Origin of the sequence: Clostridioides sp. ES-S-0006-03 (assembly GCF_020662275.1) — a bacterium.
Lineage (GTDB): Bacteria > Bacillota > Clostridia > Peptostreptococcales > Peptostreptococcaceae > Clostridioides.
Genome location: NZ_JADGMM010000005.1, coordinates 101,171 through 122,604 on the forward strand (window position 1 = coordinate 101,171; position 21,434 = coordinate 122,604).

Here is a 21,434-nt window from a genome sequence, read left to right on the forward strand (position 1 = left end):
TTATGTAGAAAAAATAAAAGGGTTTAAAGCGCATTTGAAGAATATAAATGATATATCACTCTGGAGGTTGTTATGTCTTTAAGAGAAATTTGTAGTCAAGAACTAGTAGAGTTCAAGGGTAATAAAAGAGGGATAATAGTAAATATAAAAAGAGAAGCTCCATTTGAAGAAATACAAGAAAATATAATAAACAAATTGGAAGCGTATGTTGGTTTTTTTAATGGTGCTAAAATTAGTAAAATTAACAGTGATTATTTAACTGACATGGAGATTCTAGAATTAAAAGAAGGAATTACTTCTAGATTTGATGTGGAATTTGTTGAAGATCAAAAAATTGAAGAAAATAATAATTTTCAAACAAAATATGTCAATACCCTAAGATCTGGCGAAAATATTGAATTTGAAGGCGATGTAGTCATATTAAATGATATGAGACCTGGTTCAAAGGTCATTTCAAAATCAAATACAGTTGTTATGGGAGATATAAATGCTGGCGCTAAGGTTGTAGCAGGAGGAAATGTTTTTGTAATGGGGAAAATAGAAGGTTTTGTGCATGCAGGTTCAGAGGGCAATGAGTTTGCCTATGTTGTTGCTGGAAATCTTAATCCAAAAATATTGCAAATAGCAGATAATATTGCAGAAGCTCCAGATGATGAAGAAAATTATGAAATTGAATCAGAAATTAGCCCAGAAATAGCCTTTGTGAGTAATGGAAGAATTGTAATCGAAAGCTATTTGTCAAAGTTGGACAAATAGAAAGAAAAATAGGGGGTAGTATTATGAGCGAAGTTATAGTTATAACATCCGGTAAAGGTGGAGTTGGAAAAACTACTACCGCAGCAAACTTAGGAACTGCGCTAAGCCTAGAAAATAAAAAAACTGTAGTTGTAGATGCAGATATTGGACTTAGAAATTTAGATGTAGTAATGGGTCTTGAAAATCGAATAGTTTATGACATAGTAGACGTTGTTGAAGGAACTTGTAGGCTTAAGCAAGCTCTAATAAAAGACAAAAGATTTGATAATCTATATTTATTACCAGCAGCACAAACTAGGGATAAAAACGCTGTATCAGTTGAGCAAATGGTTGACCTATGTGAAAAATTGAAAGAATCTTTCGAGTATGTAATAATAGACTGCCCAGCAGGTATTGAACAAGGATTTAAAAATGCAATAGCAGGTGCAGATAGAGCTATTGTGGTTACAAATCCAGAGATATCAGCAGTAAGAGATGCAGATAGAATAATAGGTCTATTAGAAGCAAATGAAATAAAAGAAATAAGATTAGTTATAAATAGAATTAGAAATGATATGGTTAAGCGTGGAGACATGATGGACAAACAAGATATAATAGAGATACTAGCAATAGATTTATTAGGTCTTGTTCCTGATGATGAAAGTATAATTATATCAACAAATAAAGGTGAACCAGCAATACTTGATTCAAAATCTCTTGCTGGTCAAGCATACAAAAATATCGCAAAAAGGATACTAAATGAAGAAGTTCCTCTACTTGAACTTGAAGTTGAAGATGGATTCTTTGGTAGACTAAAAAAAATGTTTAGCATGGCTAAGTAGCAAAGGAGGATACATCTGTGTTAGATTTATTTAGAGTTTTTTCTAACGAAGCTAAAACTAGTAAATCTGTTGCTAAAGAGAGGTTAAAACTAGTTTTAGTTCATGATAGAGTAGATTGTTCACCACAACTTTTAGAGATGATAAAAACAGATATTTTAAAAGTAATAGCCAACTATGCAGAAATAGAAGAAGATGGCCTTGAAATCAAAATGTCTAAATGCAGAGGTGAACATGATGACAAACCTGTATCTGCATTAGTTGCTAATATACCATTAAAGAATATTAAAGATAGATGTATGTAATTAGTGCTTAAAAGGGGGATATCCTTATTGGTATATGCCCCTTTTATTTAATTATATGTTTAAAGATAGAAAGACGGTGATTCTTTGAAAAAAATCAATATTAATTATAAGTCGACAATTAAGTTGATAAAACAGTTAGACTGGAAACTTATAGTTACAGTATTAGCTATCTTTATTTTTGGGCTTGTTATACTTAGTAGTGCAACACATGCTAATTCTACAGGTTCATATAATCAATTAGTTAAGCAAGGACTAGCTTTTGTGCTTGGAATAGGAATGATTATAGTAATACTATTTTTTGATTATAATCTTCTAGGAAGGTACTATAAGGCTCTTTATATAATAAGCCTTGTTTTATTAGCTGTAGTTTTATTACCTGGAATTGGTACTGAAAAAGGCGGTGCGAGGTCTTGGATTAACTTAGGTCCACTTGATTTGCAGACTTCTGAAATAGTAAAATTAACATTTATACTTAGTTATGCAAAGATACTTGAGACAAAGAAGGATAAATTAAATACATTAAAAGAGGTTATACCTGTTGTAGTTTATTCTCTCCCATTCATTGGATTACTACTTGCTCAACCAGACTTAGGAACAGGAATTGTATTTTGTTGTATGGTATTTGCAATGCTGTTTACAGCAGGTCTTAGTTCTAAGCTAATAAAAAGAGGAATAATAATACTCTTGGTATCAATGCCATTGATGTATTTAATGATGGCAGACCATCAAAAAGTAAGAATAGAAGCCTTCCTAAATCCAGAAGATGTAACCTTAAAAGGAAACTATCAGGTTATGCAATCTTTGATAGCAATAGGCTCTGGTGGTATGACTGGAAAAGGTCTGTATAATGGAAGTCAAAACCAAGAAGATTTCTTACCAGTACAAGATAGTGACTTTATATTTGCTGTTGTGGGTGAAGAACTTGGTGTAATAGGAATGACAGTGCTTATAATCTTATTTGCAATATTTTTATTACGGATTTTAGCAATTGCAAGAGATGCTAAGGATTTTTATGGGACCCTCATTGTAGTTGGTGTTATGGGTATGTTTGCTTACCAGATAATTCAAAATATTGCTATGACTGTTGCGTTAATTCCAGTAACAGGAGTAACATTACCTTTTGTAAGTTATGGAGGAAGTTCACTATTAACATCTTTAGCCAATCTAGGATTAGTACTAAATGTGTGTATGAGAAGAAAGAAAATAAATTTCTAAGTGTAAGAGTTCTAAACATAAATTGAGGAGATTGAGTATAATGAATATAGCATTAGTAGCACATGACCAAATGAAAAATACCATAGTAGGATTTTGTATAGGTTATGAATCAATTTTAAAAAAATATGGACTATATGCAACTGGAACTACAGGAAAAAGAATAATGGATGAAACTGAATTAAAGATTACTAGATTGGCATCTGGACCTTTAGGTGGAGACCAGCAAATAGGTTCTTTAATCGTAACACAAGAAATAGATTTAGTTATCTTTTTAAGAGACCCACTTACATCTCAACCTCATGAGACAGATATACAAGCTTTGATAAGACTTTGTGATGTGTACCATGTTCCAATAGCTACAAATCTAGCTTCTGCAGAAATATTTATAAAAGCTCTTGATAGGGGAGAACTATCATGGAGAGAAGTTAGGAAGAGCAAAAGTCAACGTGTTTAATAAAAGTAAATAATATATAAAATTAAGAGGTAGCTAAAATAGCTACCTCATTTTAATTTGTTCTATAAGATAAAAACTCTAATGTGAGTTTTTTTATATAATTTAAATGATGGACTATAGATATATGTCATTTAAATAAAAATAACTATTTAACTAATTTTGCAAATTCTGCACCAAACTCCATACATTCTTTTAATGTTTCCTCACTAGGGAAGAATTTTTTCTTAAGAGATTCTACAGGCATTTTGAATGTCATAGCTTTAAGTAAAGTTTCAGCCATAGTTATACCTTCACCACTCCAACCAAATGAACCAAATACTCCTGCTATCTTACCTTGGTTAGCCATTGGGTCTATAACAGAGAATAAATCCCACATAGGTTTAACCATTGTTTTATTTATAGTTGGAGAACCTAATAGTATTACTTTTGATACTACTAATGTATCATGCATTTCTGTTAATGTCATATTTTCTAAATCATATAATTCAGCTTTTGCACCTTCTTTATCAAGTCCCTCTTTTATCTTTTTAGCCATTTCTAAAGTATTGCTATAAGCTGATAAGTAGAATATAGAAACTTGATTTTGATTAGTTGTATTAATAGCTTCTGTAGACCACTCAACATATCTCTTTACAGCAGCCATTGGGTCTTTAGTAAGCATTGGACCATGAGAAGTTAATATAGTATCAAATTCTAAGTTTAGCCCTACAACCTTGTCTACAGCACTCAACACGTGCTTAGCAAATGGCTTAACTATGCAATCATAGTAATGTTTAGCTGATTTTAGATAATCTTCACTGTTTACTACTTCTGAATCAACACTTGCAAAATGACAACCAAATGCGTCACAAGTTAAAAGAGTCTTGTCCTCTTCAATGTAAGTAAACATTGTATCAACCCAATGTAAGAATGGAGCAGTTATAAATTTAAGATTTCTCTTACCGATATTTAAAACTTCACCATCTTTTATTACATGACAATTAAAAGGTCTATTTATTTGACCATCTAAGTATAATTTAGCAGCTTTAGTACAATAAACTTCTATATTAGGATTTAAATCTAATAAGTATTTTAAACTACCAGCATGGTCTGGCTCTGTGTGATGGACTACAACATAGTCAATTTTAGCTATATCAGTAACTTCTGATAAATTACTTAAAAATTCATCCTTAAAATTTGCTTTTACTGTATCAAATAAAACCGTTTTTTCGTCCTTTATTAAGTAAGAATTATAAGTTGTCCCAAACTCTGTTTCCATTATTATGTCGAATACTTTTAAACCTTCATCTACTACGCCAGTAAAGTAGATATCTTTTTTTACTTCGAAAACTTTACTCATTTTTAACCCTCCTAAAAATTATCATTATATAAATAACATACCCCATTTTGAGGTCAGTGAAACAAAAGATGTCATTATAAGTCATCAAAAACATAGTTTTATGTTTATAATATATCATATTTGGTAAAAAATCTGTATTTTAATAAAAATTTAATAGAAAATATTTTTAGATATACTATTTTGTGAATAATATAGATTTTAAATTCAATATTTTAGTTATATTTTTGATAGAAAATATTTTATCGTGTATAATATTACTTATAAATAAGAATAAAAATAAAGAACTTGTTTGGAGGAATTTTAATAAATGAATAAAGTAGACTTGAAAAAAATCTTAAAAAAAGTAGAAAAGCCTGCTAGATATCTTGGGAATGAAATAAATTCAATTCATAAAGATACTAGCAATAGTGAATTGATAAGATATGCACATTGTTTTCCAGACCTGTATGAAGTTGGGATGAGTCACTTAGGAAGTCATATATTATACGATGTAATAAACAAAGATGAAGATGTATTTTGTGAGAGAGTATATTCTCCTGCTGTTGACATGGAAAATATAATGAGAGAAAAAAATATACCATTATTTGCATTAGAGTCAAGAGAGCCTATAACAAACTTTGATTTTGTTACTTTTACACTTCAATATGAACTTTCATACACTAATATCTTAAATATATTAGATTTAGCCAATATACCAATATTAAAAGAAGAAAGAAAATTGGAAGACCCATTTATAATGGTTGGAGGTCCTTGTGCTTATAATTCGGAACCTTTAGCAGATTTTGTAGATATAGTAATATTAGGTGAAGGTGAAGAAGTTAACTTAGAAGTAGTAAATGAGTATAAAGAGTGGAAGAAAAATAAAACAACTAGAGGTGATTTTTTATACAGAATATCAAGTATAGAAGGAGTATACATACCAAGTTTTTATGATGTTAAATACAATGAAGATGGTACAGTTCAAAGTGTAACTCCTAATAGAGAAGGGGTTACTAAGAGTCCTACTAAGAGGATAATAAAAAATGTTGAAACTGTAGATTATCCAGAAAAATTAATAGTACCTTATATAGATACTGTTCATGATAGAATAGTGTTAGAATTGTTTAGAGGCTGTACAAGAGGATGCAGATTTTGTCAAGCTGGTATGATATACAGACCAATAAGAGAAAAGAGTGTTGAAAGACTTAAAGAGATACTTGACAAATTAGTTAAGAATACTGGATATGATGAAATATCATTATCATCACTTAGTACAAGTGACTATAGTAAGTTGTCTGAGCTTACTGATTATTTAGTAGATGAATATGCATCTAATAATATAGGAATTTCACTTCCATCGCTTAGACTAGACAATTTCTCAATGGAGATTGCTGATAAAATACAACAAGTAAGAAAATCTGGACTTACTTTTGCTCCAGAGGCAGGAACTCAGAGACTTAGAGACGTTATAAATAAAGGTGTTACAGAAGAAGACTTAGAAAATGCAACAAAAAGAGCTTTCGAAATGGGATGGAATAGTGTTAAACTATACTTTATGATTGGTTTGCCAACTGAAACTTATGATGATTTGGATGGAATAGCCAAATTAGCTTATAAAGTTATTGATATTTATAGAAAAGTAAATGGAGGTAAGCTAAAAAGAAGTTTTAGTGTTACAGTAAGTACATCTACATTTGTACCAAAACCATTTACACCGTTCCAATGGCATGGTCAAGATACAACAGAGGAAGTAGTTGATAAGCAAAGACATTTAGTCAATAAATTGAGAAATAACAACATAAAATATAACTATCACGATTCAAAGACTAGCTTGATGGAAGCTGTAGTAGCTAGAGGAGATAGAAAGATAGGAAAAGTTATATATGATGCATTTAAATTAGGTGCAAAATTTGATGGCTGGGCAGAACACTTCAGTTTAGATATATGGAAGGAAGCTATGGAAAAAAACAATCTTTCTATAGACTTCTATGCACATAGAAATAGAGGATATGAAGAGGTATTCCCTTGGGACCATATAGATGTAGGTGTAAGTAAAAAATTCTTGATTAGAGAAGATGAAAATGCTAAAAAAGAAAAAATCACTTCTGATTGCAGACATAATTGTAATGGTTGTGGAATAAATATACATGATATAGGAAGGGGGCTTTGTTAATATGAGTAAAATAATTAGAGTCAAATTTAAAAAAGAAGGTGATATGATATATATATCACATCTTGACCTTCAAAGATTATTACAAAGAGCATTTAGGAGAGCTGAAATAAATTTATCACATTCTCAAGGGTTTAACCCTCATCCTAAGATGAGTTATGGTAATGCTTTAGCATTAGGGACAGAAAGCCAAGGCGAGTATGTGGATATTGAGATAGAAGATGATTTATTGGTAGATGAGTTTTTAGATAAAGTGTCAGTTCAGCTTCCAGAGGGGATAGAATTTATTAAAGCAAAGGAAATTGATAGACAGACATCTTCTCTTTCTTCCGTAATAGATTATGGAGAGTATCTGTTTAATATAGATTTAAAAAGGCCTTTGACTAAAGAGTTTGTAAAAAGAAAAGTAATTGACTTTATGAATAATAAAGAGATAATCATAACAAAAAAGAATAAAAAAGGAAAATTGGTTGAAGTTGATATAAGACCCATGATAAGAACTTTTGATGTTTTAAATTTAGAAGATGAGCATATCACTCTTACTGCTACTATAGCTACAGGTTCAAAAACTAATTTAAATACTAATATACTTATTCCTAAAATGTTAGAGATGTTTGAACTGGATATTGACCCATTAGAAGTTGATATATTGAGAAGAGATTTATATGTATTAGAAGATGGGGAATTAGTGACTCCTATGTAAGTTCGTGAGAGGTGAAGTTGTGAAGAAGATAGTTATTGAGTCCTTAATAGGGTCTCAGAAAACAGCAGTGCTTGAAGAGGGAAAGTTAGTAGAACTTTTTGTTGAAGATAACTTAAATAAAAAAACTGTATCCAATATATATCGTGGAATTGTAAAAAAAGTTATACCAGGAATAGAAGCATGTTTTGTAGATATTGGATTTAAGAAACTTGCTTATTTACAGTTAAAAAAAGAAAGTACCATAAAATCTGGGCAAGAGATTTTGGTTCAAGTAAATAAAGAAGAAATTGGTACTAAGGGTGCAAAATTAAATACTGAAATTAGTATATCTGGAAGGTATATTGTCTATATACCTTCCAACGACAGAACTACTATATCAAATAAGATTACTGATGAAAGAGAAAGATTTAGATTAAAAAAAATCACAAAAGCAGTGAATAAAGAAAACTTGGGATTAATAATAAGAACTGAAGCTCAAGGCTGTACTCATGATGAAATAAAAAAAGATATAGAAGAGTTAAAATTAAAGTATGATAATATTTTAAAAGAATATAAACTTGGTATGGGACCAAAGCTATTATATAAGTCCTTAGATTTTGCAACTAAATATGTAAAAGATAATGTAAATGATGAGATTGAGTCTATAATTATCAATAATTATGATAAATATCATGAATTAAAACCTATTTTGAAGCTTATAAATAATGATTATATTGATAAATTATACCTTGAAGAAAATAAAGATGTATTTGATTTATATAGAATAGAATCTCAAATAGAAAAATTATTAAATGAAAAAGTATGGTTAAAGAGTGGTGGTTATTTAATAATAGAAAAAACAGAAGCTCTTACTGTTATAGATGTAAATACAGGTAAGTTTGTTGGAACTGGTAAACTTGATGAGACTGTTTATAAAACAAATATTGAAGCTGCAAAGGAAATTGTGAGACAGCTTAGAATTAGAGATATAGCTGGAATAATAATAATTGATTTTATTGATATGTATAAAAAGAAATATCAAAATGAGGTATTACACATACTAGAGGAAGAGTTTAGTAAAGATAAGAGAAAAGCTGAAGTGTTAGGAATGACAAAACTTGGCTTAGTAGAAGTTGCAAGACGAAGAGAAAAAGAGTCTATTGATAAGTATTATTTAATGGCTTGCCCATGCTGTGATGGAACGAAAACTATAAAATCTATACATCATATAGTGGATAGTGTCGAAAAAGAAATTATGAGAATAAGTGAGCATACAGTTTATAAAAACGTAATAATAGAATTCAATGATTTTGTTTTTAAACAAATAAAAGAAGATTATATGGATATAATTGATAAAATTGGTGAAAAATATAATATGAAAATTTCTTTAAACGCAAACTGCGCATTAAAACACAACAAAACAAATGTTATTTTTGATAAAATAGTTGACAATAAAATGTAAATATTTTATAATTAATAATTGTAATGCCGCACAGTAAAGGTCTAAATCTTCTAATGAAGTACCTTGTACTGGCGAGTTTGAGACCGAGGAGGTGTATTTAATGTACGCTATAGTAAAGACTGGTGGAAAGCAATATAAAGTTTCTGAAGGTGATGTATTATTCGTTGAAAAGTTAGAAGCTAACGCAGGTGATGTTGTTACTTTAAACGAAGTATTAGCTTGCTCTAAAGATGGAGAATTAAAATTAGGTTCTCCAGTAGTAGAAGGAGCATCTGTTCAAGCAAAAGTTGTTGAACAAGGTAAAGCTAAGAAAGTTATAGTTTTCAAGTATAAAGCAAAAAAAGATTACAGAAGAAAACAAGGACATCGTCAATCATATACTAAGATAGTTGTAGAGAAAATCAACGCTTAATTATTGGACTAGTTATGATAAAGGTTAAATATTATTATAATGATGATTTCTTGTTGCAAGGTTTTTGTTTAAAGGGACATGCTGATTTTGCTGAAATAGGCTATGATATAGTCTGTTCTGCAGTTACGTCTAATGCTATTGCAGTTATAAACTCTTTAGACAAGTTACAAAAGATTGAATTTGAAAAGGTAGTAGGAGAAGAAGGGCATATAGAATGTATAGTTAAAGATGCATATCTAAAAGATGCACAGTTATTACTAAATCACTTTCAATTAGCGGTTGAAGAAATTAAACGGGAATACCCAAAAAATATAAAAATTTTAAAAAAGTAGGGGGTGACTCCATATGTTAAACATGAATTTACAATTATTAGCATCTAAAAAAGGGGTAGGTTCTTCTAAAAATGGTAGAGATTCTATATCTAAAAGATTAGGTGTTAAGAGATTCGATGGGCAATTAGTAACTGCTGGAAGTATAATAGTTAGACAAAGAGGAACTAAAATACATCCAGGAACTAATGTTGGAAAAGGTAGCGATGATACTTTATTTGCATTAGTTGATGGTACTGTTAAATTCGAAAGAAAAGACAAGAAGAGAAAAAAAGTTAGTATATATCCAGTAGCAATAGCTGAGTAATATACATAAAAGGAGTGTTGATGCACTCCTTTTTCTTATAATACTGATGAATTTATAATAGTATTTTTGGTAAAGCTAATTAAAAGTTTTTAATTAAGTAGGTGAAGAATTTGTTTATAGATAAAGCGAGAATATTTGTAAAAGCTGGAAATGGTGGAAATGGTTCGGTAGCATTTAGAAAAGAAAAATATGTTCCAGCTGGTGGGCCAGATGGTGGAGATGGTGGTCGTGGAGCGAGCATCATATTTGAAGTTGATTTAGGTCTTAGAACATTAATGGACTTTAAATACCAGAAAAAATATCAAGCTCAACACGGTGGCGACGGTAGCAAAGGTAAAAGGGCTGGTAAAAATGGAGAAAGCTTAATATTAAAAGTACCAGCAGGTACAGTAATAAGAGATGAAGCTACAGGTCTTGTACTAGCAGATTTAAAGAAAGAAGGAGATACAGCAGTAGTTGCAAAAGGTGGTATAGGTGGTAAAGGTAATCAACACTTTGCAAATGCAGTAAGACAAGCTCCAGCTTTTGCAAAGTCTGGTACAGATGGAGAAGAAAGATGGATAACTCTTGAACTTAAAATGATAGCAGATGTAGGTCTTTTAGGATTTCCAAATGTAGGTAAGTCAACATTTTTATCAGTTGTAACCAAAGCTAAGCCCAAAATTGCAAACTATCATTTTACAACATTGACACCAAATTTAGGTGTTGTTCAAACTAAGTTTGGAGATAGTTTTGTACTTGCTGATATACCTGGAATTATAGAGGGTGCTTCTGAAGGTATAGGATTAGGTCATGAATTCTTAAGACATGTTGAGAGAACTAAGGTATTGATACATATTGTAGATATATCTGGACTGGAAGGTAGAGACCCAATTGAGGATTTTGACAAAATAAATGATGAACTTAAATTATATAATGAGAAGCTTTCAACAAGACCTCAGGTTGTAGTTGCAAATAAATTTGATATATTGGAAGATGAAAGCCAATTTGAAAAATTTAAGGACGAATTAGAAGGTAGAGGATATACAGTATTTAAGATGTCTGCAGCAACTCGTCAAGGAATAGATGATGTAATTGCCTACGTTTCTAAAATGTTAAAAGAAGTAGAAGATGTGGAATTAGTTTCAGAAGAAGAAATGTATAGACCAGAACTTGATATTGGAACAGAAGAAGGATTGAACATAGATGTTGAAGATGGTGTATATGTAGTTACAGGTAAGGCACTTAGAAGAATAATGTATTCTGTAAATTTTGATGATATGGAATCACTTCAATATTTCCAAAAAGCTATGGAAAGTCAAGGTGTATTTGATAGGCTTAGAGAGATGGGAATTGAAGATGGGGATGTAGTTAGAATTTACGAATTGGAATTTGAATTTTACAATTAATTTTGATATAGAATTATAGAGGTGATAATATGTTAAAAGGAAAGCAAAGAGCATATTTAAGATCTTTAGCAAATACTTTAAAGCCTACTACACAAATTGGTAAGGAAGGCGTTACAGAAAGCTTTTTAGAGCAATTAGAGGATATGCTAAGAGTTAGAGAACTAGTAAAGGTTACTATACTAGAAAATGCAGGTCTTGATGCTAAAGAAACTGCTAATGCAGTATGTGAAGCTTTAAGAGCAGAGTTTGTTCAAGCTATTGGTTTTAAGTTTACTATTTACAAGAGAAATATTGATGAGCCCAAGATACTTTTTCCAGGTCATGAACAGGCAAAAGCTAAGGTAAAAAATAACAATGTTACAAAAAAAGGTAAACCAACTAAAAGAGCAGTTAGATAATTAATTAGATTATTTTAGAAGAAATAAGTTAAAAAATATAGTGACAATTGGGAAAAATTGTATTATACTATTAACAATAAATTTAAATTAGCAATCTTATCAAGAGAGGCAGAGGGACTGGCCCTATGAAGCCCGGCAACCAGTATATTTTAATATACATTGGTGCTAAATCCTGCAGCAATTACGCTGAAAGATGAGTATAAACCCGTCATATGGCTTGAGTTTATACTCAAGCTTTTTTAATTGGCATATTTATATATATAAATAAATTAATATAATCAAAAGTGATGGGGGTATGTAACAGTGAAGATAGGAATACTAGGGTATGGAACAGTAGGAAGTGGATTAATAGATTTAATAGAGAATAATACTTTAAAAAGAGAAATAGAAATAGCTGGAATTTTAGTTAAAAATAAAGAGAAACATAAATCAAAGAGATATTTTGATAAGGTAACAACAGATATAGAAGATATATTTAACAAAGATGTTGATATATTAGTTGAAGTAATTGGAGGACTAAATCCAGCTCTTGATTATGTAACAAGAGCTCTAAATAAAAAAATACATGTAGTAACAGCAAATAAAGATTTATTAGCTGAAAGAGGTAGTGACCTTATAGAGCTGGCTAACTTAAATGATGTTAGCATTAAATTTGAAGCATCAGTAGCAGGTGGTATTCCAGTTTTAAAGCCATTAATAGAATCATTAGAAGGTAATAATATAAAAAGTATAAATGCTATTTTAAATGGAACATGCAACTTTATATTATCAAAGATGTATGATGAAAATTTACCATATGATGTAGCTTTAAAACAAGCACAAGAACTAGGATTTGCAGAAGTTAATCCAGATGCAGATGTATTAGGATATGATAGTGCTAGAAAACTATCTATATTATCTACTTTATCTTATGGGAAAATAGTGTATTGGAAAGATTTGTTATTAGAAGGAATAACTTCAATAGATGAAAAGGATATAGAATATGCTAAGAAATTAAATTGTAAGATAAAATTAGTTGCTAGAAGTAAATATGAATTGGGAGAAGTAAGTGGATTTGTTAGACCTGCATTGGTGGATAATGATAATATGCTGTCTAAAATAGATAATGAGTTTAATGTAGTAATTATAGTGGGAGATTCTGTAGGAGAACTTTCTTTTGTAGGTAAGGGTGCTGGAAGAGGTGCAACAGGAAGTGCTGTTTATGCTGATATCATAGATATAATAGATAATAGGAGTTCAAATATAAAGTCTTTTTCAAAAGGTAAATTGGATTTGAGTGGGCTTATAGAAGATGAATGTAGTGCAGTAGTTAGATTTAGTGAATATAATAAAGATGGAATTTTAAAATGTTTAGATAAATATGTAGATAGCTATAATATTATAGATGAAGAAGAATTTGCTATTTTTATAAATGCAAAATCAGAACATGAAATTGATAGGTTCTTAGAAGATGTAAAGAGAAATGAATATAGTAAGTCAGTTAAAAAACTATTAAAAGTAGATTAAAATATCTATGTAATGACTGTAAAAATTTAAAGGTGAAGAAAAACAAAAAGTTTATTTTGTTTTTCTTCACCTTTTTAACAGCTGGTGACTTAATAAGATAATAGAAAAATAGATAGATTATAACATTTTACTTATTCAATAAAAAAATTTTCACTCGCCTCGTTAATAGCTTGCTGAGTTACCCTTATATATCGCTGTGTAGTGGCTACAGAGCTATGGTTTAAGAGTTCCTTAACTAATTCTAAGTTATTGTTACTCTTTTCAAATTGAGTAGTAGCATAGAGCTTTCTAAAGCTATGTGTGCTTATGTTATACAAATTTAAGTATTTACAAATTATTCTCAATTGTTTCTGGATAGCTTTTGTCTTTATATTTACTAAGTAGTCATCTGATTTAAGATTATACTTTCTTGCATGTTCATTTATAGATTCAATTATATTTTTGTTAACAGGTCTATACTGTAGTTTACCTGTCTTTTTTTCATTTATTTCCAACATATTACCTTTAAAATTACCTATTTTTAATCTTAAAATATCTGATATTCTTAGACCTAAATTAGCTTCTAACATTAGTGCTAATGCAACCTTAGGATTCTTTCTAAATCTTTTTTCAACGCCATTTTCACTATAAATAAAGCCCGTATGTAGTAGTTCCATTATCTTTTTATATTCGTCTATTTCTATAGGTCTTGTTGCCATTTTCAACCACTCCTCTTAGTTTGATTTGATAAGTTTAGGTCGGTATTTATTATATAATATAAATGAAATATTATATATTGGAAAAATATACCAATTACTTTATATAAGTGTGCTATATGTGATTAAGGAGAATTTTTGAAAAATATTGTTATAAAAAATTATCAAAATTGTGATGAAATAACTATGCTGATAAAGTAATTAAAAAGGTTATTAAGATTATGACAAATATAATTAGAAAATGGAAGCATTTAGTTAATTTTTATACATTTTATTTTTTTCGAAATAAGTTTTTTATAAAAAAAGTATTTTTATATCTAATTAATTTTCCACTTGTAGATAAATTTCTCATGTGTTTTTTAGCAACAAATAAAGCTGAAATTAAGTAGATTATTATTACAATTTGAAGAATAGTGTCATAATAGCTAAGATAATAGAACCAAATTAAGTTATTATATATAACATTATATGTATCAGCAAAGCTAGAAACTAATACAGTAGAGTTTGCAATAGGATAAAGTATAAAAATAAATAAACCTGCTAAAAGTCCATGTGCAAACTTACTTAATATGTATAATTTTAAGTCTATATCTGTTTTTGATAAAAATGTACAACATTGAGCTAGTATGGACAATCCGCTAAATCCTATCAGAAAACTAGCCAAAGATGCTCTTAGGATTTCTGGGGCACTTGTTATACTAGATACCTTATTACAACCAATTGTGATTTCAAATAGACCGCTTACAAATGCTTGACAGAGCTCCTTATTGACACCTAAAAGTGAAAGTGGTAAATATATAACTGATGCTATTAAAGAGATTACATTAAATAGTGATAGTATTTTAAATACTACCGAAAAAACAATTACAAATCCACCAACTGTAAGTAATGTATTTACTCCATTAAAGACAGCATTTCCAAATAGAACAAAAAAACCATTACCACTAGAACTTCTAATATTAATTATGTTTTTTATGTTTGTTTTTAAATCTAATTTTGTCTTTGGAAGATTTTCATTTCCATAATTTCTGAAAAAAAGACCAACCAATATAGTTCCCAAGTAATGGCATAAAATCATCAAGTAACCTAAATTTGAATTTTGAAACATACCTGTACCAACTGAGCCTATTATAAATAAAGGTCCTGATGTAGAACAAAAAGATACCAGTCTTTGGGCTTCATGCTTAGAAATCTGTTTATTGCTTCTAAATTCAGAAGCTAGACTTGCTCCCACTGGATAACCAGATACTGCTGATATTGCAAAAGCTAAAGCACTTTTTCCTGATACATTAAACACAAGTCTAGTTATGGGATTAATAATAAACCCTATAATATCTACTATTTTTAAATCAACAATTAGGTTTGCACCAATTATAAAAGGGAGTAGCGATGGGACTAGAACATTAGACCATATGGAAAAACCCTCTCTTGCAGATTTTATAGCTTCATTTGGGTATAAGATAATGCCTAAAACTAGAACCCCAACTATGATAGCTGGAGCGAAAAAACCAATAATTTTATTTTTTTTCATAATATCACCTGTAAATTTGAGTTATAAGATATTATATTAAAAGTAACAAAAATATATGAATGTAATGGCTTAAGATATATAATAGATATATATTATAACAACGACTACTACATGGGAGGAAAAAATGTTTAATAGTATAGCTAGTAAAAAAGTTTATGAACAAGTAATTGAGCAAATTCAATATAAAATATTAAATGGAGAGTTAAAAAAGGGTGATAAACTACTATCTGAAAGAGAATTATCTGAACAAATGAATGTAAGTAGAACCTCTATTAGAGAAGCTATCAGGGTTTTAGAAACTATGGGTGTGATAGAAAGTAAACAAGGTGAGGGTAATTTTATATGCACAAATATAGAAAAAACTTTAATAGAACCTTTATCTATGATTTTTAAACTGAATAATGGTACACTTGAAGACATACTAGAGCTTAGAATAATTTTAGAAATTGAGATTGCAAAACTTGCTTCAAAGAGAATAACTTCTTCTGAATCTATAGAATTAAAAAGTATAATAGATGAAATGAGAATAGAAACCAATAAAAAAGATAATAATCAAATTTTGGTTTTATTAGATCAAAAATTTCACAGCAAATTGGCTACAATAAGTAAAAATTATTTAATTCAAAGTCTTTTTATAACAGCCTCAAAATTGTTTGATGGATTTATAGAGGATGCAAGAGAGAAGATAATTGCAGAACCTTTAAATGAAACTATCTTGCTTAAGCAACATGAAGCTATATATAAGGCAGTTATAGAAAACAATACTGAACTTGCACATGAAAAAGCGAAAGAGCATATGAGATTTATAAGTAAAAACTACAGAAAAAATGAAAATTAAAAATTTGTTATAAAATAAATTATTCTTGCAAATAGAAGATAATGGTACTATTATATAAATGTAAAACTGGTATGACCACATACCAATTTTATAGTTTATTATAATGGGAGATTAAAGATGGTAAAGTTAAAAGTACCTTATTCAAAGCAAGGAATGATTTTAGAAATACCTAACAAACGTTTTCTTGGTGTCTTGGAATCAAAATCGGATAATTATGTAGAACATAAGACACAAGAAGAAATAGTTGAAGAATCTATGAATAATCCAATAGGCTCTTTATCATTGGAAGAGTTAGTTAAAGGAAAAAAGAATGTAGTCATAATTACAAGTGACCATACAAGACCTGTTCCAAGTAAAGTAACTATGCCAATTCTTTTAAGAAGAATTAGGAAAGCTAATCCTAAAATTGATGTGAAGATTATAGTAGCAACTGGTTTTCATAGGCCAAGTACAAGAGAAGAATTAGTTTATAAGATGGGAGAAGAAATTGTAGATAATGAAGAAATAATCATGCATATATCTACTGATGATGAAGCTATGTGCAAGGTCGGTGTATTACCTTCAGGTGGGGATTTATATATAAATAAACTTGCATATGATGCAGAACTTTTAATCGCAGAAGGTTTTATAGAACCACACTTTTTTGCAGGTTTCTCAGGAGGAAGAAAAAGTGTACTTCCAGGAATAGCCTCTGCAAAGACTATAATGTATAACCATTGTAGTGATTTTATAGATAGTGACAATTCGAGAACTGGAAAATTAAAAAATAATCCTATTCATGAAGATATGGTATATGCAGCTAAGGTTGCTAAACTAGCATTTATATTGAATGTTGTAATAGATAAAGAGAAAAAAGTAATAGCATCATTTGCTGGTGATGTCGAAAAAGCACATACCCGAGGTTGTGAATTTGTAACAGAACTCTCAAAAGTAAATTCCATAAAGTCAGATATTGTAGTGAGTACAAATGGTGGATACCCATTAGACCAAAATATTTATCAATCAGTTAAGGGGATGACAGCAGCAGAGGCTACCTGTAAAGAAGGTGGAGTAATAATAATGATTGCAGCATGTAATGATGGTCATGGAGGTCAATCCTTTTATGAAAATGTAGCAAATGCAGATTCTCCAAAACAACTTTTAGAAAAAATTAGAAGTGTTGACAGATGTGATACAATTCCAGACCAATGGGAATTTCAAATATTAGCAAGAATACTATCTAAGTATACTGTAATAATGGTAACAGATAAGTGTAGTCCTGAAATGATAAATAAAATGCATATGAAACATGCATTTAATTTTAAGGATGCTTTAGAGATGGCTACTAATATAGTCGGTGAAGATAGTAAAGTTACAGTTATACCTGATGGAGTATCAGTGATAGTTAAATAAAAAAGGGGTGTAGTTTATGGAAATTTTGACATGTATTAAACAAGTACCTGGAACAACCACAGTAGAGGTTGATGAATCCACAGGTGTATTGAAAAGAGATGGAGTAGATTCAAAAATGAATCCTTATGATTTATATGCTTTAGAAACAGCACTTAGAATAAAAAACGACATAAAAGCTAATTTAAAAGTACTTACTATGGGTCCTCCGCAAGCAAAGAAGGTAATAGAAGAGAGTTTTATGATGGGGGCAGATGAAGGAGCTTTAATAAGCGATAGAAGATTTGGAGGGGCAGATGTCTTGGCAACTTCTTACACTATATCGCAAGGTATTAAAAAAATGGGTAGAGTAGACTTAATAATTTGTGGAAAACAAACTACTGATGGTGATACAGCGCAGGTTGGACCTGAAGTAGCCGAGTTTTTAGATATACCTCATGTAACTAATGTTACAAAATTAATTGAAATCAAAGAGAAAAGCATAGTTGTTGAAATAGATATGCCAAATGATTTACAAGTATGTGAAATTGAGTATCCTTGTTTGATAACAGTAGAAAAAGATATTTTTCAACCAAGATTGCCTTCATTTAAGTTAAAGTTAGAAACTAAAGAAAGAAAAATACCTGTGTACAGTTTAGATGATTTTGAAGATAAGGACGAAGATAATTATGGATTAAATGGTTCCCCTACTCAAGTTGTAAGAATATTTCCTCCTAAGCCAAATACAGATAAAAATATTATGAGAGGAAATCCAGAAGAGTTAAGTTCTGTGCTTATAAATAAATTAGAGGAATTAAAATTAGTCTAAGGGGGAAGAAGAAATGTCAAAAATAGTTGTAAATCAAGATAAAATAACTGATTTAAAAAGAGTACTAGAAATTTGTCCTTTTGGTGCTATAGAAGAAAAATCAGGTAAGGTAGAAATAAGTGCTGGCTGTAAGATGTGCAAATTGTGTGTCAAAAGTGGACCCAAAGGTGCATTTGAATTTATAGAAAGTAATAAAGCAAAAATAAATAAGGATGAATGGAAGGGAGTGGCAGTATATGTAGAACATCATAATGGAAATATACATCCTGTAACATATGAACTTATAGGAAAAGCTCGCAAAATGGCATCAAAAATAAAGCAACCTGTATATTGTGTATTTGTAGGAAAAGATATAAAAGATAAATGTAAGAATCTTATCTCCTATGGTATTGATGAAGTATTTGTATACGATGAAGATGAATTTAAAGAATTTAGGATAGAACCATATGCAAAGGCAATAGAAAACTTTATAAATAAAATAAAACCAACAATAATGTTGGTTGGTGGAACTACATTAGGTAGGTCATTAGCTCCAAGGCTTGCTGCTAGATTTAAAACAGGGCTTACAGCAGATTGTACAATACTTGATGTGCAATCAAACACTGATTTAGACCAGATAAGACCAGCATTTGGTGGAAATATAATGGCTCACATAAATACACCCAATAATAGACCTCAATTTGCCACTGTAAGATATAAAATATTTTCAGCTCCAGAAAAGGTAGAAAATGCTACAGGAAAAATAACTTTATGTGAAATAGAAAAAAAAGAATTAAAATCTAAGATTAAAGTACTGAGTGTAAAAGAAAAAAATAAAGAAGTTGGTCTTGAAGAAGCAGAAGTAATAGTAGTTGCAAGTAGAGCAATAAAGAAACAGGAAGATATGGATATGATATATAAATTAGCTGACAAGTTAAATGCTCAAGTAGCAGGAACAAGACCGATTATAGAAGCGGGTTGGATAGATGCTAAAAAACAAATAGGTCTTAGTGGTAGAACTGTCAAGCCTAAATTAATAATAACTTGTGGTGTATCTGGAGCTGTTCAATTTGTTGCAGGAATGCAAGGAGCTGATTATATAGTAGCTATAAATAAAGATGATAAGGCACCTATACTTGATGTAGCACACTTAGCTTTAATAGGAGATATTTATGATATTATTCCTAAATTGATAAAAAAAATAGAAAATAAAAAAAATGATAAGCAAATATATGTGGCATCAGCAGCTGAATAGGGGGATAGAGATGTATAAATCAATTGATAAAAAAGATATAGATTTTTTAATAGATATTTGTGGAGATGAAAATGTAGTAGTTGGAAGTGATATAAATGAAGATTTTTCACATGATGAACTTGGAGGAATAGAAAAATATCCTGAGGTTTTAGTAAATGTGATTGAAACCGAGCAAGTATCTAAAATAATGAAATATGCATATGAAAACAATATACCAGTTACGCCAAGAGGACAAGGAACTGGTCTTGTAGGAGCTGCTGTTGCCATAAATGGTGGAATAATGATTAATCTATGTAAAATGAATAAAATACTTGAGGTTGATTATGAAAATCTAACATTGACAGTAGAACCAGGAGTTTTGCTTATGACAATAGGTCAATATGTTCAAGAGAGAGACTTATTTTATCCACCTGACCCAGGTGAGAAGAGTGCTACAATAGCAGGTAATATAAATACTAATGCAGGTGGAATGAGAGCAGTAAAATATGGTGTTACAAGAGATTATGTTAGAGGTCTTGAAGTAGTATTACCAAATGGAGAAGTTATAAATATAGGGGGAAAAGTAGTTAAAAATAGTTCTGGATATAGTATAAAAGATTTATTAATAGGTTCAGAAGGAACTTTAGGAATAGTTACAAAAGCGATATTAAAATTGCTTCCTTTACCAAAGAAAAGTGTAAGTTTACTTATACCTTTTCCTAATTTATCAATGGCAATAGAGACTGTTCCTAAAATAATAAAATCGAAATCAATACCAACAGCCATAGAATTTATGGAGAGAGATGTAATATTGGCTGCGGAAGAATTTTTAGGTAAAAAGTTTCCAGATAATACATCAGATGCTTATCTTCTACTTACGTTTGATGGAAATAGTATTGAAGAAATTGAAAAAGAATATGAAAAAGTTGCTAATCTGTGTTTAGAAAATGGAGCATTAGATGTATTTATATCAGATACGCAAGAAAGAAATGATTCCATATGGTCAGCCAGAGGTGCTTTCTTAGAAGCTATAAAGGCATCTACAACAGAAATGGATGAATGTGATGTCGTTGTACCAAGAGACAAGGTAGCAGAGTTTATAAGATATACTCATGAGCTTCAAGATGAGTTAAAAATAAGAATAAAAAGTTTTGGTCATGCAGGTGATGGAAATCTACACATATATATATTAAAAGATAGTATGGATGAACATACCTGGAAAGTAAGATTAAAAGAAGCTTTTGAGTGTATGTATAAAAAATCTAGAGAACTTAATGGTCAAGTCTCAGGTGAACATGGTATAGGATATGCAAAAAAAGAGTATTTACATGAATCAAAATCAGATGCCTATATGATGTTAATTAAAAATATAAAAATAGCTTTTGACCCTAAAAATATTTTAAATCCAGGAAAAATATATTAAATATATAAATGTTATTT

Annotated in this window: 22 protein-coding genes and 1 riboswitch; of the genes, 19 read left to right on the forward strand and 3 right to left on the reverse strand. The window is 29.9% G+C overall.

The genetic code is table 11. The features are described 5' to 3' along the window. Positions 1-72: 72 nt before the first annotated feature. The 5 genes from minC to IR151_RS08445 all read left to right on the forward strand — a co-directional run bounded on the left by minC (position 73) and on the right by IR151_RS08445 (position 3,548). Positions 73-756: a septum site-determining protein MinC gene (minC, locus tag IR151_RS08425; RefSeq protein WP_227434078.1), complete on the forward strand. Its 684-nt coding sequence runs from the start codon at positions 73-75 to the stop codon at positions 754-756. Positions 757-779: 23 nt separating this feature from the next. After that, the gene (minD, locus tag IR151_RS08430; RefSeq protein WP_227434079.1) at positions 780-1,577 is read left to right on the forward strand and encodes a septum site-determining protein MinD; all 798 of its coding nucleotides are present in this window, start codon (positions 780-782) and stop codon (positions 1,575-1,577) included. A gap of 17 nt (positions 1,578-1,594) precedes the next feature. Continuing rightward, a complete protein-coding gene (gene minE, locus IR151_RS08435) occupies positions 1,595-1,879 on the forward strand; it encodes a cell division topological specificity factor MinE (RefSeq protein WP_054273171.1) in 285 nt (94 codons plus the stop codon). An 84-nt stretch (positions 1,880-1,963) separates the two neighbouring features. Further along, entirely contained in the window at positions 1,964-3,094 is a 1,131-nt protein-coding gene (gene rodA / locus IR151_RS08440; RefSeq protein ID WP_227434080.1) for a rod shape-determining protein RodA, read from the forward strand. A gap of 40 nt (positions 3,095-3,134) precedes the next feature. Then, positions 3,135-3,548: a methylglyoxal synthase gene (locus IR151_RS08445; RefSeq protein WP_227434081.1), complete on the forward strand. Its 414-nt coding sequence runs from the start codon at positions 3,135-3,137 to the stop codon at positions 3,546-3,548. Positions 3,549-3,693: 145 nt separating this feature from the next. Here the strand turns inward: IR151_RS08445 and IR151_RS08450 are convergent, their stop codons facing one another. Continuing rightward, a complete protein-coding gene (locus IR151_RS08450) occupies positions 3,694-4,887 on the reverse strand; it encodes an FprA family A-type flavoprotein (RefSeq protein ID WP_227434082.1) in 1,194 nt (397 codons plus the stop codon). Between the two features lie 307 nt (positions 4,888-5,194). On the opposite strand from IR151_RS08450, the gene IR151_RS08455 reads away from it, so the two are divergent. From IR151_RS08455 to IR151_RS08495, 9 genes are all read left to right on the forward strand, one after another. Beyond that, complete coding sequence (locus IR151_RS08455; RefSeq protein ID WP_227434083.1) at positions 5,195-7,039, forward strand: TIGR03960 family B12-binding radical SAM protein; 1,845 nt, start codon at positions 5,195-5,197, stop codon at positions 7,037-7,039. Between the two features lies 1 nt (position 7,040). Beyond that, entirely contained in the window at positions 7,041-7,739 is a 699-nt protein-coding gene (locus tag IR151_RS08460; protein WP_227434084.1) for a TIGR03936 family radical SAM-associated protein, read from the forward strand. A 19-nt stretch (positions 7,740-7,758) separates the two neighbouring features. Next, positions 7,759-9,180 (forward strand): Rne/Rng family ribonuclease, encoded by a 1,422-nt coding sequence (locus tag IR151_RS08465; RefSeq protein WP_227434085.1) that lies wholly within the window; start codon positions 7,759-7,761, stop codon positions 9,178-9,180. 100 nt (positions 9,181-9,280) lie between these two features. After that, entirely contained in the window at positions 9,281-9,592 is a 312-nt protein-coding gene (gene rplU / locus IR151_RS08470; RefSeq protein WP_003419082.1) for a 50S ribosomal protein L21, read from the forward strand. Positions 9,593-9,606: 14 nt separating this feature from the next. Next, positions 9,607-9,924, forward strand: coding sequence for a ribosomal-processing cysteine protease Prp (locus IR151_RS08475; protein WP_227434086.1), 318 nt, complete (start codon positions 9,607-9,609; stop codon positions 9,922-9,924). Between the two features lie 13 nt (positions 9,925-9,937). Further along, complete coding sequence (rpmA, locus tag IR151_RS08480) at positions 9,938-10,228, forward strand: 50S ribosomal protein L27 (protein ID WP_003419086.1); 291 nt, start codon at positions 9,938-9,940, stop codon at positions 10,226-10,228. A gap of 110 nt (positions 10,229-10,338) precedes the next feature. Further along, the gene (obgE, locus tag IR151_RS08485; protein ID WP_227434087.1) at positions 10,339-11,616 is read left to right on the forward strand and encodes a GTPase ObgE; all 1,278 of its coding nucleotides are present in this window, start codon (positions 10,339-10,341) and stop codon (positions 11,614-11,616) included. Positions 11,617-11,645: 29 nt separating this feature from the next. Continuing rightward, positions 11,646-12,014, forward strand: a complete 369-nt coding sequence (locus tag IR151_RS08490; RefSeq protein ID WP_227434088.1) for a YhbY family RNA-binding protein — start codon at positions 11,646-11,648, stop codon at positions 12,012-12,014. A gap of 93 nt (positions 12,015-12,107) precedes the next feature. Then, positions 12,108-12,214: riboswitch (SAM riboswitch) on the forward strand. Between the two features lie 103 nt (positions 12,215-12,317). Continuing rightward, a complete protein-coding gene (locus tag IR151_RS08495; protein WP_227434089.1) occupies positions 12,318-13,520 on the forward strand; it encodes a homoserine dehydrogenase in 1,203 nt (400 codons plus the stop codon). A 131-nt stretch (positions 13,521-13,651) separates the two neighbouring features. Here the strand turns inward: IR151_RS08495 and IR151_RS08500 are convergent, their stop codons facing one another. Continuing rightward, entirely contained in the window at positions 13,652-14,218 is a 567-nt protein-coding gene (locus IR151_RS08500) for a tyrosine-type recombinase/integrase (protein WP_227434090.1), read from the reverse strand. 268 nt (positions 14,219-14,486) lie between these two features. Beyond that, positions 14,487-15,746, reverse strand: coding sequence for a sporulation integral membrane protein YlbJ (locus tag IR151_RS08505; protein ID WP_227434091.1), 1,260 nt, complete (start codon positions 15,744-15,746; stop codon positions 14,487-14,489). Positions 15,747-15,870: 124 nt separating this feature from the next. Here IR151_RS08505 and IR151_RS08510 point away from each other — a divergent pair, with 124 nt between their 5' ends. The 5 genes from IR151_RS08510 to IR151_RS08530 all read left to right on the forward strand — a co-directional run bounded on the left by IR151_RS08510 (position 15,871) and on the right by IR151_RS08530 (position 21,417). Further along, positions 15,871-16,584, forward strand: coding sequence for a FadR/GntR family transcriptional regulator (locus tag IR151_RS08510; RefSeq protein ID WP_227434092.1), 714 nt, complete (start codon positions 15,871-15,873; stop codon positions 16,582-16,584). Between the two features lie 117 nt (positions 16,585-16,701). Continuing rightward, on the forward strand, positions 16,702-17,976 hold the full coding sequence (gene larA / locus IR151_RS08515) for a nickel-dependent lactate racemase (RefSeq protein ID WP_227434093.1): 1,275 nt from the start codon (positions 16,702-16,704) through the stop codon (positions 17,974-17,976). Between the two features lie 16 nt (positions 17,977-17,992). Then, a complete protein-coding gene (locus IR151_RS08520; RefSeq protein WP_227434094.1) occupies positions 17,993-18,781 on the forward strand; it encodes an electron transfer flavoprotein subunit beta/FixA family protein in 789 nt (262 codons plus the stop codon). 13 nt (positions 18,782-18,794) lie between these two features. Then, positions 18,795-20,015, forward strand: a complete 1,221-nt coding sequence (locus tag IR151_RS08525; RefSeq protein ID WP_227434095.1) for an FAD-binding protein — start codon at positions 18,795-18,797, stop codon at positions 20,013-20,015. Between the two features lie 10 nt (positions 20,016-20,025). Continuing rightward, positions 20,026-21,417 carry an FAD-binding oxidoreductase gene (locus IR151_RS08530; protein WP_227434096.1) on the forward strand — a complete coding sequence of 464 codons (1,392 nt, stop codon included), beginning with the start codon at positions 20,026-20,028 and terminating at the stop codon, positions 21,415-21,417. Positions 21,418-21,434 lie beyond the last annotated feature (17 nt).